The sequence below is a fragment of the Streptomyces ochraceiscleroticus genome (assembly GCF_000720485.1).
GTDB classification, from domain to species: domain Bacteria; phylum Actinomycetota; class Actinomycetes; order Streptomycetales; family Streptomycetaceae; genus Streptomyces; species Streptomyces ochraceiscleroticus.
In genome coordinates this window covers 99,626-113,377 of sequence record NZ_JOAX01000004.1, presented here as the reverse complement: position 1 = coordinate 113,377, position 13,752 = coordinate 99,626, and the positions used below count along the sequence as shown (strand labels likewise).

Annotated in this window: 11 protein-coding genes and 1 pseudogene; 5 read left to right on the top strand and 7 right to left on the bottom strand. The window is 68.4% G+C overall.

Features of this window, described 5'->3' with window-relative positions:
* Window positions 1-605 precede the first annotated feature (605 nt).
* Window positions 606-1,154, top strand: coding sequence for a hypothetical protein (locus IG84_RS41055; RefSeq protein WP_157848829.1), 549 nt, complete (start codon window positions 606-608; stop codon window positions 1,152-1,154).
* Window positions 1,155-1,560: 406 nt separating this feature from the next.
* On the opposite strand, the gene IG84_RS38740 is transcribed toward IG84_RS41055, so the two are convergent.
* From IG84_RS38740 to IG84_RS0106335, 6 genes are all read right to left on the bottom strand, one after another.
* The gene (locus IG84_RS38740; RefSeq protein WP_157848828.1) at window positions 1,561-2,247 is read right to left on the bottom strand and encodes an acetoacetate decarboxylase family protein; all 687 of its coding nucleotides are present in this window, start codon (window positions 2,245-2,247) and stop codon (window positions 1,561-1,563) included.
* A 55-nt stretch (window positions 2,248-2,302) separates the two neighbouring features.
* Entirely contained in the window at window positions 2,303-3,499 is a 1,197-nt protein-coding gene (locus IG84_RS0106355) for a cytochrome P450 (protein WP_031052295.1), read from the bottom strand.
* Entirely contained in the window at window positions 3,496-4,410 is a 915-nt protein-coding gene (locus IG84_RS41050) for an SDR family NAD(P)-dependent oxidoreductase (protein ID WP_157848827.1), read from the bottom strand. The genes IG84_RS0106355 and IG84_RS41050 overlap by 4 nt, the downstream gene beginning before the upstream one ends.
* Complete coding sequence (locus tag IG84_RS41045) at window positions 4,407-5,360, bottom strand: terpene synthase family protein (protein WP_157848826.1); 954 nt, start codon at window positions 5,358-5,360, stop codon at window positions 4,407-4,409. Before IG84_RS41045 ends, IG84_RS41050 begins: the two co-directional genes overlap by 4 nt.
* 65 nt (window positions 5,361-5,425) lie before the next feature.
* Window positions 5,426-7,081, bottom strand: a complete 1,656-nt coding sequence (locus tag IG84_RS0106340; RefSeq protein WP_169749860.1) for a prenyltransferase/squalene oxidase repeat-containing protein — start codon at window positions 7,079-7,081, stop codon at window positions 5,426-5,428.
* 37 nt (window positions 7,082-7,118) lie between these two features.
* The gene (locus tag IG84_RS0106335) at window positions 7,119-7,676 is read right to left on the bottom strand and encodes an EF-hand domain-containing protein (protein ID WP_031052285.1); all 558 of its coding nucleotides are present in this window, start codon (window positions 7,674-7,676) and stop codon (window positions 7,119-7,121) included.
* 926 nt (window positions 7,677-8,602) lie between these two features.
* Between IG84_RS0106335 and IG84_RS42040 the strand changes: the two are divergent.
* Window positions 8,603-8,804, top strand: a pseudogene (locus IG84_RS42040) (lipoate--protein ligase family protein); the annotation flags it as partial.
* A gap of 268 nt (window positions 8,805-9,072) precedes the next feature.
* Here IG84_RS42040 and IG84_RS41040 read toward each other — a convergent pair.
* Window positions 9,073-9,243 (bottom strand): hypothetical protein, encoded by a 171-nt coding sequence (locus tag IG84_RS41040; RefSeq protein ID WP_157848825.1) that lies wholly within the window; start codon window positions 9,241-9,243, stop codon window positions 9,073-9,075.
* Between the two features lie 325 nt (window positions 9,244-9,568).
* On the opposite strand from IG84_RS41040, the gene mdoH reads away from it, so the two are divergent.
* From mdoH to IG84_RS0106310, 3 genes are read left to right on the top strand one after another with little or no spacing between them, the layout of a single operon-like run.
* Window positions 9,569-11,590 (top strand): glucans biosynthesis glucosyltransferase MdoH, encoded by a 2,022-nt coding sequence (gene mdoH, locus IG84_RS38730; RefSeq protein WP_051861441.1) that lies wholly within the window; start codon window positions 9,569-9,571, stop codon window positions 11,588-11,590.
* Between the two features lie 50 nt (window positions 11,591-11,640).
* Complete coding sequence (locus IG84_RS0106315; protein WP_031052275.1) at window positions 11,641-12,513, top strand: arylamine N-acetyltransferase family protein; 873 nt, start codon at window positions 11,641-11,643, stop codon at window positions 12,511-12,513.
* Window positions 12,514-12,527: 14 nt separating this feature from the next.
* Window positions 12,528-13,382: an arylamine N-acetyltransferase family protein gene (locus tag IG84_RS0106310; RefSeq protein ID WP_037799492.1), complete on the top strand. Its 855-nt coding sequence runs from the start codon at window positions 12,528-12,530 to the stop codon at window positions 13,380-13,382.
* Window positions 13,383-13,752 lie beyond the last annotated feature (370 nt).

The window sequence follows — 13,752 nt, the reverse complement described above, 5'->3', positions numbered from 1 at the left end:
GCATCGAGGTATCGGGATACCTGCGTGAGGCGGTCCCCGGGAACCTCGATGTGGTCGGCGATGGTGCGTAGGTGATGCGCCAGCGCGGGGCCGTCCGGGTGGTCGAGCCCGTCGCACCAGGTCGCCGCCGCCCCGATGAACTGCTGCAGCTCCGGACCGGAAGGCGAGGAACGCGAAACCGGCAGCCAGGGCGACGGCCGGTTACGTCGTCGAGCTCCGCCGAGCCGAACGACGGGCCTGTGTGGCTGCCCCCTTCCGCACGTGGGCGGAGGCGAGAACCACACGGGAGGCACCGATCCGGCCCGTGCCATTGAGGGGCAGCCTCACCGCCTCATGCGGTTGGTCCCACGCGCTGGCAACTGGAGCCCCCGCCTATCACCCGGCCCTGGGTGTCCGCGACACCGGCCGCATGCCGTCGAAAAGGCGACAGCGTGAGGTCGGCGCAACTCGTGCACAAGGTGCAATCTTTCGAACATATCTACATGCTCAGAGGATGCATGGTCGCCTCGTTCACGACCGAAAATAGCCTGGACTCGCATAGCGAGCGAGATGAATTCTGATCCCCTTCCCGGTATTACTGATCCCGCTCCAGGAAAGAATTATCTATGCGCTTCCCCAAGACCCGCACGGCCCTCCTCGTGGCCGGAGGCGGCCTCCTGTCCATCGCCCTGGTAACCTCGACCGCTACCGCCGCGCCGCAGCGTGAAGCCGTCCACACGCCAGATGTATCCCTCGCCGAAGGTGGGTTTCCCAACGGGCAGTTCACCATCCAGAGCATCGGCTCCCGGGGAGACTGCCTATCCGGAAGTTACCGACTGGAACGGTGCGCAAAGCCAGCCTCGAAGGATCAGCAATGGCAAACCGCCGGGTACAGCTTAGGCGGCCAGATGCTGAGGAACCTGGAGACCGGGCAGTGCATCACGTTTGCTCCGGTCGGTGACGGAAAAGGTCATTACCCTCTGCGGCATTCGGTCTGTAATCAAAACCTGGCCAGGGGGTTTGCGCTCGATAGTCAGAAGCTCGCGACCCCCTACAAGACCGGCGAGTACGATAACTACGCCTGCCTATACAGCCGAGATGACGGCTGGGCCGAAGCGACTAGGTCATGCCGTCAGTCGGGCCCCGAACTCAAGTGGAGGGTAGGAGCCACCTGACGTCCGGGGGCAGACGTCCGCGGCAAGCAGCCCTGCGTTTCCCCGCGGGCAGCGGCTCTCACGCTCTCCAGTAGATCCGGCCGGCAGACTCACCGCATGGGATACAACCTTAGGCCGCAATAGACGATCGGCCCGCATCAGTGGCTGGCCACAGCTCGACCAGCTCCCCGCCCTGCCTGCACTCCGACCGCGCTCATCCGAGGGGGCCGGCACGCCTCACCCGTCGGACACGTAACGGCCGGTTCCGCGCCCGCTCTCCTCACGGTTCCCCGCGGGCTGTCGGACTTCGCCGCACGTGCCAACCGTCACCACCGGAGTCCCGGGACCGACCGTGGCTGGCTCATCGTCCACCGTCACCAGCACGGCCGGGAACTGAACTGAGCGCGACGTACGGCGTGCTGGGAGATCACGGTGCATCGTGACGTGCACTCGGTGTCTGGGTGTCTGCCCGGCCCACGCGGGTTCCCTCGGGGAAGAAGAAGCGGGCTTGCGATACCGAAAGCGTGAGACGTGGCTTTGTCGTATTGAGGGCGGGCAGGCAGTCGTGCCATGCGGTGGGGGTGATGCGGCTCGTGCCGAGGTGTCCTGCGATGCGGCCGATGAGGAGCGTTCGGTCTGTGGCGATCTGCCCGAAGCCGACGCTGGGGACGTGGGTCACCGGGATGCGCCATCGGCTGTGGGGGCCCACCCGCAGGGTTGCGATCGGCGCGGATTCGCCGCGGATCTCCACGGTCCTGTCGTTCCAGGAGAAGGTGGCCAGCTCCTTGGGGATGCCCCAGAGCTGTCGGCCTCCGTTCAGGGAGGCGGCGGAGTCCACCCAGATGCGGTGGCAGAGCACGCCGGCGTGCCTGCCTTTGCGAACGAGGGAGCCGACGGCGAATTCGTCGTAGCGGAGGGACCCTTCCGTGTACCGGACGAGTAAAACGATCAGGGTGTGCCGGTCGCCGACGGGTGTGAGATCGCAGGGCAGTGTCAGCGCTTCACGGGACCGGAAGACGGACATCCACAATTCGCCGCGTGCCCTCCAAGGGGGTGATGGGTAGTCGGTGGACGACGGAGCGTTCGGCGTCGGCGGTTCGGGCCAATCAGTCACTGCGGGGCTCCTCGCGGGGTCGGATCCGAGCGCGGGTGGCGCATCGGTCGTTCGCTCACCATGTGACGGGCAGGCTTTCGAGTCTGCGGACCAGGAATCCCTCGTGCCACCGCAGGCCCTCCAGCGAGCAGCTCAGGGCGAGGTCGGGAAACCGGGCCAGCAGGGAGCTCAGGGCGACTTCCAGCTCACTGCGGGCCAGTGCCGCGCCGACGCAGTAATGGGCGCCCTGGCCGAAGCTCAGGTGCGGATTGGGGTGGCGCCGGATATCGAACGTGTCCGGGTCGGTGAAGGCGCGCTCGTCACGGTTGGCGGCCGCGATGGGTCCAATGACCGCCTGGCCTGCCAGCACGCAGCCGCCGGAGAGCTTAATGTCCTCCGTCGCCCGACGTGGCACTCCGTGCGCGAAAGGCGGCCAGTAGCGAAGGATCTCCTCGACGGCGGGGCCGATCAGCTCCGGGTGCGTGCGGAGTGCCGCACGTTGTTCGGGGTGGGCCAGCAGCAGGGCGGCGCCGTGGGCGATGGCACTGGACGTGGTCTCGTAGGCGGCGAAGATGAGCCCGCGGACGGACCGGACGATGCGGTGTTCAGCGAGGCCCTCGCCGTCGATGTGGGCCTCCCGGAGGGAGCTGATCAGCTCTCCGTCACCGGTTGCGGCGTTGCTTCTGACCAGGTCGGCGACGTAACGCTCGAAGGCTTTGAGCCCTGCCCGGACTTCGTCCACGGAGTACTTCGTGAGGGAAACGGTCATGTTGGACCATTCCTGCCACTGGGTGCAGTCCTTCGCCGGGGCTCCGACCAGTGCGCACATCACGAGGTTGGGCAGTGGCTCGGCGAAGTCCGTCACCAGGTCCGCCGAACCTCCGCGGGCTGCCAGGGCATCCAGGAGGTGGTCCGTTGTCCGTTGGATGTGTCGGCGCCAGGAACGCACGTTGCGGGCGCTCACCGCATGCTGGAGAAACCTCCTGATACGGGTGTGCTCAGGCGGGTCCATGTTGAGGATCGACTCCGGGTCGGAGGACACGTCACGGGCGGCAGTGAAGCGCGGCGCGCCGGGGTAGTAGAGGCGTCTGCTGAAACGTGGGTCCGACATGACGGCGGTGACATCGGCGTGGCGGCAGACGAGCCGGACGGGGTCCCCAATAGGGCACGAGACCTCGGATATCGGTTCGTCCTCGCGGAGCCCCTTGTATTCGGTCGAGGGCTCGCCGGCGGCGCCGCTGGGGAAAGGGAAGCGCGGGGGCGAATCAGTCACCGCAGGTCTCCTGTCCAGCTCGGCGGCGCGGCGCCCGGGTCCTGTCCAGCGCCACCGTTCATGTGGCGTGAGAAGTCCCGGCGGGCGGGGCCGCCCAGCGCGGCGAGTTTCTTGAAGAGCTCCGGCGCGGTGGCGTAACACCGGTACATCAGCGGCAGATAGCGGGGGAAGTCGATTACTTCGCGGTCTTGCACGAGCCCTCGTAGTACTGCTGCCGCCAGTTGCTCGGGTGTGCAGCGGGGAACGAAATCAGCGATCCTGGGCAGCCGGCTGGAGGCGACGTGCTTGCCGAAGAAGTCGGTGCCGACGACGGTGCTGGGGCGGACCAGGGTCTCCCTCACGGGAGATGCCTTGAGTTCAAGGCGGAGAATCTGGGTGTACGCCTCGATCGCTGCCTTTGAGGCAGCGTAGGCGGCCGACGGGCCCTTGGTGAAGACGAGCCCGGTGGCCGAGCCCATGTTGACGATGCGCCCACGGCCGGCCGCGCGCATCAGGGGCAGGGCGGCCTTCACGCCGTAGACCATCGCGTCGTATCCGGTCCGCATGGAGCGTTCTGCTTCTTCGACGGTCATCTGCTCGACGTCGCACCATCGGACGAAGGCCGCATTGTTGACCAGGATGTCCATGCGCCCGGACTGCCTGTGGACGGCAGTGATGCATGCTTCATAGGACGCGCGGTCGGTGACGTCGACCCGGTGGCAGTGCAGGCGCGAGACAAGGTGGCTGCTCGAGGTGTGGGCCGCAGCCCGGTGCAGGAGCTCTTCCGAGATGTCGGCGATATGGACCTGTGCGCCGTGCAGCGCGAACAGCCGGGCCATCGCCCAGCCGATTCCGCCGGCGCCGCCCGTGATCAGACAGGTCTTGCCGGACAGCACGGCCGAGGGCGTGGTCATGGGGAAGGGTGGGGTCATTCCGGGAGCTCCTGCCATGGCCCTGTTTCCTTCAGCAGGCACCGGACGAGTGAGGCTTTGTTGGGTGCCGAGCCGAAACGCCGAGTCTCGGACTGCCATCGAAGCGATCCGCTGACCCAGTTCGTCATGAGCTCGGCGTAGGCGCCGGCCGGCCCGGAGCCGAGTTCCGCGCTCGTGGCGCGCACCAGGCGGAGCTGCTCGCGCAGGTGTGCGGCTGCCTGTTCGTAGGCCGAGCTGCGGTCGCAGTGTTGCTCCTGGGAGATGACGGAGACGATGTTGTCCTGCCCCAGGGCGCGTTCGACTTCCGCGGACGCGATGTCGTTTCCGTAGGAGACGGCGCGGACGGCGGCGTGCCGCAGGGTGCGTACCAGCTTGTGGTTCCGCCAGAAGTCGGTGAGGACGATGCCGCAGAGCCGTTCCGAGACCTCGAACAGTGGGAGCATGGTGATGCTCCGGTGCCGGATGTGGAGGTAGGTCCGGAGGTCCAGGGGCGTTCCGGACGACCTTGCTTCCGCCTCTTCGATGCTGGCTTCGGCAAATTCCGTGTAACGAGCGATGAAGCGGCGCCGCCATGCTTCCGGTGCCGACTGCGCGGTGCGCCACCACAGGTCGGCAAGGGCTGCGACGACCGGAGGACTCGCGGCTGCGGCTCGCGGTGACTCCGATGGCGTGCGTGGCCGACACGTCGTGAGGACGCTGAGCAGCTGTGGCATCAACTCAACTGCGCTGAGCCCGGTTTGTGCCATGGGCACCTCGTCGAAGACGTCATCGACCGCACAGACGAAGGCTGCCCACTGCCCCATCAGAGCCAGGTCGTCCACGCCATGACCCGGCAGGACGTAGGACGCCCAGCGGCAGAGCCCGGCAGCCGCCAGGCGTGCGGTTTCCTCTTCAGTGGTGGCCAGGCCGATGCCACGCGCCCACGATCTGAGCCGAGCCTCGGCGAGCACGGCGTGGCCAGGCGCGAAGGGATCGGTAGGGCTCGGCGGTACCGGGCGGTGCTCGGCTCCCCGTGTCATACCTGACCTCTCCCGGGGCTACTGGTCTGCTCTCGGGGCCAACTCGTGCGGGTCGATTGTTGCGGCGCACGCAAGCGGGACCGCACCGCCCGGAGCCCCATGACGGTGAAAGCGTGGGTCTGGATCCGGCTGTGGCTCAGCAGTGGCCGGGGCCCCAGCATTTCCGGTCGGCCCGGCCAGCTACCGTCATCCTGTTGCTCGGCGGACAGGTACGAGAGGGCCGCCTGCGCTCTACTGTTGCGGAGGGCCCGGTTGAGGGCGGTCAGTGCAAGGCCGGTTGCTGACGGCAGGCTCTCGGTGCCCGAGGTGGGGGCCCACCCGCCATCGTGCCGTTGTGCCATGGCAAGCCTGCGCAGTTCAGCTACCACTGCGCGACGTGCAGGCGGGAGGGCGGGGGCGATCTCGCAGACCGCGTAGGGAGTTCCGCGGTACCAGCTCGCGGACCAGCCTTCTGGTGCGTGACTGGCGTGCTCGGCGTATTCGCTGAGCCAGCGGCGGGCCGCGCCCGTGGCGATGGTGTGCCGACCCTCGTACCGGTCCAGTGCGGTGAGCACATGTGCGATGACGTCAGGAGCAGGCGGGTCGTTGGTGTCCTGCCACGTTGCCCACAAGCCCGCCGCATTCTGCTGCCGGGCAAGATAAGCGAGTGCCCGCTGCGCGGCCTCCGCTGCCTCGGGTATGTCGGTCAGGGCGAGCAACATTGCCGCGGTGGTGTCGTTGTCGGACTCAAGCCCCCGCCGGCAAGGCCACCCCCCATCGGGCTGCTGAGCCCGGTAGAGGAACTCCAGTGCGCGCCCGAGGGCTTGGGCATCGAACGCCGGCTCTCCGCGAAAAGCCCGCACCACCAAATGGGTGTCCCAGACGTCAGTGGTCAGGAACCGCCAAGTGCCGTCCGCTTGCTGGCTGTTCAGGATATACGCCTGCGAGCGCCGGTGCGCAGCGCTCGCAGGGGCGACAGCCGTCAATGCCATGCATGCGAGGGACGTACTGAGGGGGTTTCCGTAGAAGGACCCGTCCGGCGCCTGGAGGCTCCCAAGGCGCCGGACGGCAGCGTCCGCTTCCTCCCTCTCCCCGAAGCGCTCCTCAAGGAGGGCGTGCTCGGCGAGCAGGTCCACCAGCGCCCAGGGCTTCGTCCGCGATGCGCCTGCGTTGTCCAGGGCCGTCCTTACGCTGGAGCGCACTGCCCGAAGATCGGCGTCGGCGAGCGCGATGGGCCCCCTGTCCACCGGCCTCCCGGATCGCCCGTCAGCCCGTGGCGCAGGAAGGCCACAGGCCCGCAGAACGCCCAGCATCCGGTGCCGCGAGTCGAGGACCGGGCCGGCGGAGACATCCGGCATGAGGTCCTCTGCATGGCTCACATCAGTGACTTCCCTGTGCGTCGCTTCGCCCGCGAGAGCGGCAAGAAGCCTCTCCGCATACTCCGCCACAGGATGGTGCCTCTGCGGATCGGCGGTACGGAGCCAACTCCGCGCCCGAAGGACCGCGTACCGGGATGCCGAATCCGACAGGCCGGACAGCGCCAGGCATCCCAGGGCGGTTTCGGTGATGCGCGGATCAGGTGGGCTCTGCCAGCTCCCGTCCCCTTGCTGCGTTCCGAGGGAGTAATCGACGGCGCGGGAAATCATCGTCTCTGCGCCGGAGACAGCGGCCATGAGCACACTTGCGGCTCGTATGTGGGGCCAAGGCATATTAGTGGCGAGTCGGAGTCAGCGGCCCCAGCAGCCAGTTTCCCGGAGCGGATTCATCGTCACTGAGATAGAACTCGTTGAGCGCGGTACGCCACTCGTCATGGCTGATGACGCCGTTACCATCCCTGTCGAGCCGGTTGAACGCATCGCTGCAATGCTCAGCGTCGATCCCGAGATGGGTGTAGATACGGAGGTACTCGTCCTTGCTCAGGACGCCGTCCTTGCTGGTGTCGAGCGCCCGCATTAAGGAATCTGCGATCGCCAGAACGGCTTCTTCCAGATTCCCGGGGGAGGTGACTCGCGACCGCATGATACTCACGAATTCTTCCCGCTCGATCCTGCTGTCGCCTTTACCGTCGGCGGACTGCGCGAGAATCTCCCACCACTTCTCGAATGCATTACGCATGGCCGTCGCGTTCTCGACGTCGCCGCTCGGCACGAGCCCGGTGACAGCATCGGTGAAACGACGGAACCCGTCCCGTGTGAGATAGCCCTGACCGCTCGGGTCAAACATCTCGAAGAGAGCCTTGAACTTCCGGTCTTTCAGGGCCTCAGCCATGTTGCGTCCTCTCGCCTGTCACCAAAATTCCCGACACACGCCAATCCATGACCTTCCGCATGCATTGGCGCGCAGAGAACACGGTACGAATCGGCAACGATCGGCATCAACAGGATCAAGAAAAGAGCACTCAACCGAGTGAAGGCGAGCCCTTAAACTCCGCGAGATGGGGCTGGCGAGGAATGCGCCCACCAATGAACCTTAATCAGGCGACACCATCAGTTTCAAGACTTCACTGCAGTGACGCGAATACCGGGCGGATAGACGTTCAGTTCGCGATATCGGCAGGTCGACCGCGGTGCCGGCAATGCCCCACCAGGCAGGCTTCAAGAGGTCATCTCAACTGACTCAATTCCTAGGCTGTATGTCGCGATAACGATGATGGGGCGTCTGGGTTCGGACGGATTATGGGCGTGGTTCCAGCATTGCGCCTCGCGCCGGTACGACCGCAGGGTGGGGCCGACGAGGGCAGGGTGATCGAGAAGTTGCCGGCCGCGACCGCCCGCCGATCCATCCTCGACCGCCCCCCACACACACCCATCATCGTCACCTGGGAGTGAAAGGAAGGGCCCAACGGGACGGGCCGCCCGCGCCTCCCGCTCATCGCCCGGCCCCGCCCGGCGTCACCCCCGCCCACAGCGCGTGCCCGGCTGGGCGTCCGCGCCCGCGACAGCTACCCTCTGCCCCGCGTGGGTCTACCCAGCATCAATAGGTGTGCGTCCTTACGACGAGCGTTGTCCCCCCACTCATCAAGCCCCTGCCCCAGGACAAGCCGAGGCTCGAACTGCGGTCGAAGTCCAGCAGCTTTCCCCTATCCAGCAGTTCGCCCGCCTGAGGCGCTACCCAGTGCTGTAGGGCATACCACTCTCGATGCGGCCGCCCTTGCCTCTCGACGGGCGGGCTCGTGGTGCGCTCCCTCGCCGACCTTCGCCGAACCCGGCAACACCATCACGTACTCGCTGTGCGTACGGCGAGTCCCTGGTCCACGGGCTTACCTTTGCGGAGAGCTACGTCTACCTCAACGACTGGGTGCACGCGGCCCTCGGCAACATGGGCATCAACGCCTGGCACAAGCCGCTCAACGGCATCGCGACGGACCGCCGGAAAAACGCCGACGCAGTGCAGGAATTCCACGACGTCCATGTCGCTGTGGGCGAGGCCGAGGATGGTGTCGTCGATGTGGGCGCGGCGGCCGCTGATGCCGGTGGGGGAGTGCACACCGGCGGCTGGTCCCGCCGTGTTCCCCGTCGTGGCGGGACGCCCTGTGCGTCAGCCGGCTGCCGGTGCGTTGCCCTGCCCGAACCGCGGGGGAATCGGCCAGGGCGAGATCGCCGCGAGTGCTTGTTCCTCTGAGGGGTCCAGATCACCACTGCTGGTTAGGGCCGGGGGGCTTGCGTCAGCGTGCGGGGCGCGGGAGGAGTACGCGGAGGCGTGGATCTGCGCGGTACCACGCCGGGAGGTCGCAGTCGTCGATGAGGTCGCTGGTCGCCTCCAGGTCGTCGGCCCCGCCGGTGTGCCGGGCGGCGATCTGGCGCCCTACGAGGGAGGCCCAGTCAGCAATGACCATGGCGGGGGCAGGGCAGGCGGGCTTCGAGGGCCTGGCCGATGCCGGACGAGCGCCACGGCGGCGGAGGAACTGGTGCTCATATTTCTCAGTCCCCTCAGACGTGTCGGTGCGGCTTGGCTGGCGATTCACTAGTGCCCCGTGGCGGACTCCGGAAGGGTGATCACCCGTCCGTGTCCGGGGTCTGAACGCGCTGGGGGTCATCCTGACTGGGAAGTCCGTGCACACGACCACGATCGAAGGTCAGGGTGAACACCCGCCGATAACAGCGGAGTTACCCGAGCACACCGGGCGGCCCGGGCGGTCGTGGGCGACGCCGTCGCTGTTGATGAGCCTGGGGATCCCGCTGGTGCTCGCGGCCCTGCTGGCCGGGTACGGTGCGCTGCTCACCGATGCGGGCATCGCCGGAGCACCGCTGCTGCTGTGCACCGGGCTCGCCTCGATACCGGCGTTGCTCCTTGCCACCGGCCTGTTCACCTGGAGCTTCGGCATTGTCGCCCGGCGCTCGCGGCACACGCCCGCCGGGCTGCGGCAGCCACCTGAGGGCACGCGGCCGGGCCCTGCGGCGCGTACCGCACTGGTCTGCCCCATCAAGAACGAGGACACCGCTCAGGTCTTCGCCAACCTCCAGGCCATCCATGAGTCCCTGCGGGCGACCGGGGCCGACCGGCTCTTCGACGTCTTTGTCGTCAGTAACTCCGACGACCCGGACTGCTGGGTCGAGGAGGAGTTGGCCTGGGCGCGGTTGCGCCGTAGCGTGCCCCGCAGCCATCTGTGGCGCCGGCACCGCGAGACGGGGCGCAAGACGGCCAACATCGCGGAGTTCTGCGAGCGGTGGGGCAGCGCCTACCGGTACGTGGTCGTCCTCGATGCTGACAGTCTGATGTCCGGGGAATGCCTGCTGGAGCTCGTACGGCTCATGGAGCACAACCCGCGTGCGGGGCTGCTCCAGGCCTCCAGCAGGTTGGTGAACGGGCGGACCCTCTTCGCCCGCCTCCAGCAGTTTTCGACGTACGGTTGCGCGGACGTACCGCAGTGGGGCGAGCGCCTGTGGCAGGGCAGTGCTGGGACGTACTACGGGCACAATGCAATCATCCGCGTGGCCCCCTTCATGGCGCACTGTGGGCTGCCCCGCCTGTCGGGCAGGTCCCCGTGGGGCGGAGAGATCCTCAGCCACGACTTCGTCGAGGGGAGCTTGCTGGCCCGGGCGGGCTGGGATGTGTACGTCGTGCCCGAGGCGGCCGGCTCCTACGAGGAGTGCCCGGCGACGCTGCACGACCACGCGCGCCGGGACCACCGCTGGTACCAGGGCGATCTGCTGAACCTGCGCCTGCTGCGCACCCCTGCCCTGCCCCTGGCCGCCCGCGCCCGCTTCCTTCTCGCCGCGGTGCGCAACCTCGGAGCCCCGGCGGTCGTGCTGCTCATCGGCTGCGTCCTGGGCTTCGCCGACCCGGAGGGCCGGTCGGCCTGCGCCGCCGCGCCCACGTCGGCGGGCGGGTGCCTCGGCGGCACCGGGATCAAGGTGCTCCTGGCGGTCACGCTGCCGTTCGTGGTCTGGGACCTGGCCGGGCGCACCGCCTGGGCCGGTACCCCGGCCGTCGCACCCGGCCTGCGCACCGTGGCCAAGGCTGCGGAGGGGAGTCGCAGGTTCGGGGCAGCCGCGCTCGCCGACGGCCTGCTGGACCTCCTCCTGTGGCTGGCTACCGCACCGGCGCGGCTGATGAGCCGCGCCGCGTTCACGCTTCAGTTCGTCTGCGGGCGGGACGCCGGATGGGCCGGGGCGCGCCGCGCCGCCCGACGACCGCGGCTCACCGCCCGGACCAGCGGCTACCTGCGCCACTCCCTGGCCGCGCTCTGCGTGTCCGCCGTCTGCTGGCTGTACGCGCCGTGGACCATGTGGTGGGCGGGGCCACTGCTGCTCCTGTGGCTCGGCACGTTCGCCAGCGCCCTCGTCCTGGACTCCCCGCGCGCCGGGAGCCTCAGCAGGCGCATGGGCCTGCTGCGCACCCCGGAGGAAGTGGACGTGCCGCCGGTGGTCGCCAGGGCGGAGCAGTTGCGCCATGGCTACCGGCGTGCCCTGCCGCAGGGCAACGGCGGCTGGCAGACGGCGCTCACCGACCCCGCGACGGCCGCCCTGCACCGGGGCTTCGTGGCCCATCTGCCGCCGCTCACCCCCGAGCTTCGCGCGGCGGCCGAGAGAGCGGCCCATGCGTACGAACGCGGCCTGCTGCTGACCGGCGCGCAGGCCATGGCGCTGCTGCACGCACCCCGGCCCGCCGTGGGCACGGCGCGCACGGCCATCACCTTCCCGCAGGCACGCCACCGCCCCATGCCCGCGCAACGGCTGTAAGCCGCATGGCCCGGCCCGCGCGAACCCGTATCCCCGCCCCCGGAGGCGAGATGACACCGGACGACGGCGCCGCCGTGCTGCTGGCACGTATCGGATACACCGGGCAGGTTCGGGCCGACGCGGCCACGCTGTGCGGTCTGTACCGGGCGTGGCAGCGGTGCGTGCCCTACGAGAACATCGACATCCAGTTGGCGCGGCCGATCAGCTTGGAACCCGAGTCCCTGGTCGACAAGTTCGGTCACCGTCGACGCGGCGGCCAGTGCTTCGAGATCAATGCCGCCTTCGCGCTGCTGCTGGAGAGCATCGGTTTCGCCATCACGCTCGTGGAAGGGGCCGCTGACCGGGAGACCTTCGGCGACGAGCGCTGGGGCGGGCACACCGTCCTGCTCGTCGTGGCCGGGGGCGAGACGTGGCTGGTCGACATCGGCCTCTCCGACCCCTTCCTGGAACCGCTGCGGCTGCGCCAAGGCACGCACCAGCAGGGGAAGTTCCGCTATCGCCTCGAGATCCTCCAGGAGGGGGTGTGGCGGGCCCACCACCACCCGGCGGCCCTGCTGCCCTCCTTCGACTTCCGTACGACGCCCCGCCGGGTCTCGGAATTCGCGGCGCGCGCCGACCGGCACCGGCACGACCCGGGCGCCGATCGCGGCTGGCTCATCGTGCACCGTCACCGGGAGGGCCGCGAACTGGCGCTTCGGGCACGCACCGTACGGTGCGTCGGCCCCGACGGCAGCAAGCACGACTCCACGCTGACCGGCCTGGACGAGTTCGCTGACACGCTCGCCGACGTCTTCGGCGTTCCGTTGGAGGACCTCGGCCCTCAGGGGTTGCGGACTCTGTGGGAGGTCTCGGGCCAGCAGCACGAGGCGTGGCTGGAGAGCCGCGCCCGCGCGGTCCGTGAGGAGAAGGGGCGAGTCCGTTGAGCACGGAGCTGAGGATGGATACGGGTACAGAGCCGGATGCCTATGTGGGGCCACTGCTGCGCCGGATCGGTCACCCTCGTCCGCCCCGGCCCGGCGCACCCGCCCTGCACTCGCTGTACCGGGCCTGGATTACCAGCGTGCCCCACGAGAACTTCGACGTCTTCCTCGGCCACCAGGTCAGTCTCCAACCGGACGATCTGATGGAGAAGTTCGGGCACCGCCACCGCGGCGGGATGTGCTTCGAGCTCAACGCCGCCTTCTGCCTGCTGCTGCGGGGCGTTGGATTCGACGTCACGCCCGTCGACGCGGTGATCATGCCCAACGACGGCGCCGAGCCTCCGTGGGGCACTCACGTGGCGCTGCTGATCCAGGCCGACGGTGAGACCTGGTTCGCCGACGTCGGCGTCTGCGCTCCGTTCGCCGCGCCGCTTCCCCTGTGCGAGGGCGTCCACGTCCGCGGCGGGTTCAGCTATCGCCTCGAACGCCGCGGGGCGTCAGTCTGGCGGGCCCACTACCACTCCAGAGGGCCGTTCGCCTTCTTCGACTTCTGCACGGCCCCCGTGCACTTGGAGGACTACGCCGCCTTCGCCAACCGCCGCGCGGGAGAGGGCCCGGCCCCTCATGAGCACCCTCTCGTCCATATCCATCGCGGCGGCCACGAGCTGGCGTTGCGGGCTCGTACGTTCAGGAGGGTCACTCCCCACGGCAAGACCCAGCACACCGTCACCGGACAGGACGAATACGTGCGCCTCCTTAAGGAGCAATTTGCCGTCCCCGTAATGGTCTTCGGTGCTGAAGCGGTGCGCTCCCTGTGGGACCTGGCCTTGGCCCAACACCAGCGGTGGACCGCTGGCTCCCGGCCCACATAGCGCCCCGTCCGGGCTCCCCCTTGCCGCGCTCAACTCAAGCCGTGACTCGCATTCCACGTGGTCGCCCAGTGTGGAAGATCAGTACGTGCCCGAGTAGTGCTTCTGACCGTACCGCCAGCCGAAGAGACGAAGGCATCGACGCCGGTAGTCGGCCAGAGCCGGCCAAGGGCGGGAGGCAGTCGGCTGTTGCAGCGGCGCTCAAGAACCAGAAACAGTCGACCCGGGACACCGCTCCCTCCTCGGCGCTCGGCCCGGAGTCCGCTTCGCCGACGGCGCCCAAGAGCCGGGGCGGGGGCGAAAGCGCGTCCGGTGTCACGGCCGCCGACGTCAACGAGGCCGAACGATGGGGCCGGCCCGGATCACAGCCCGC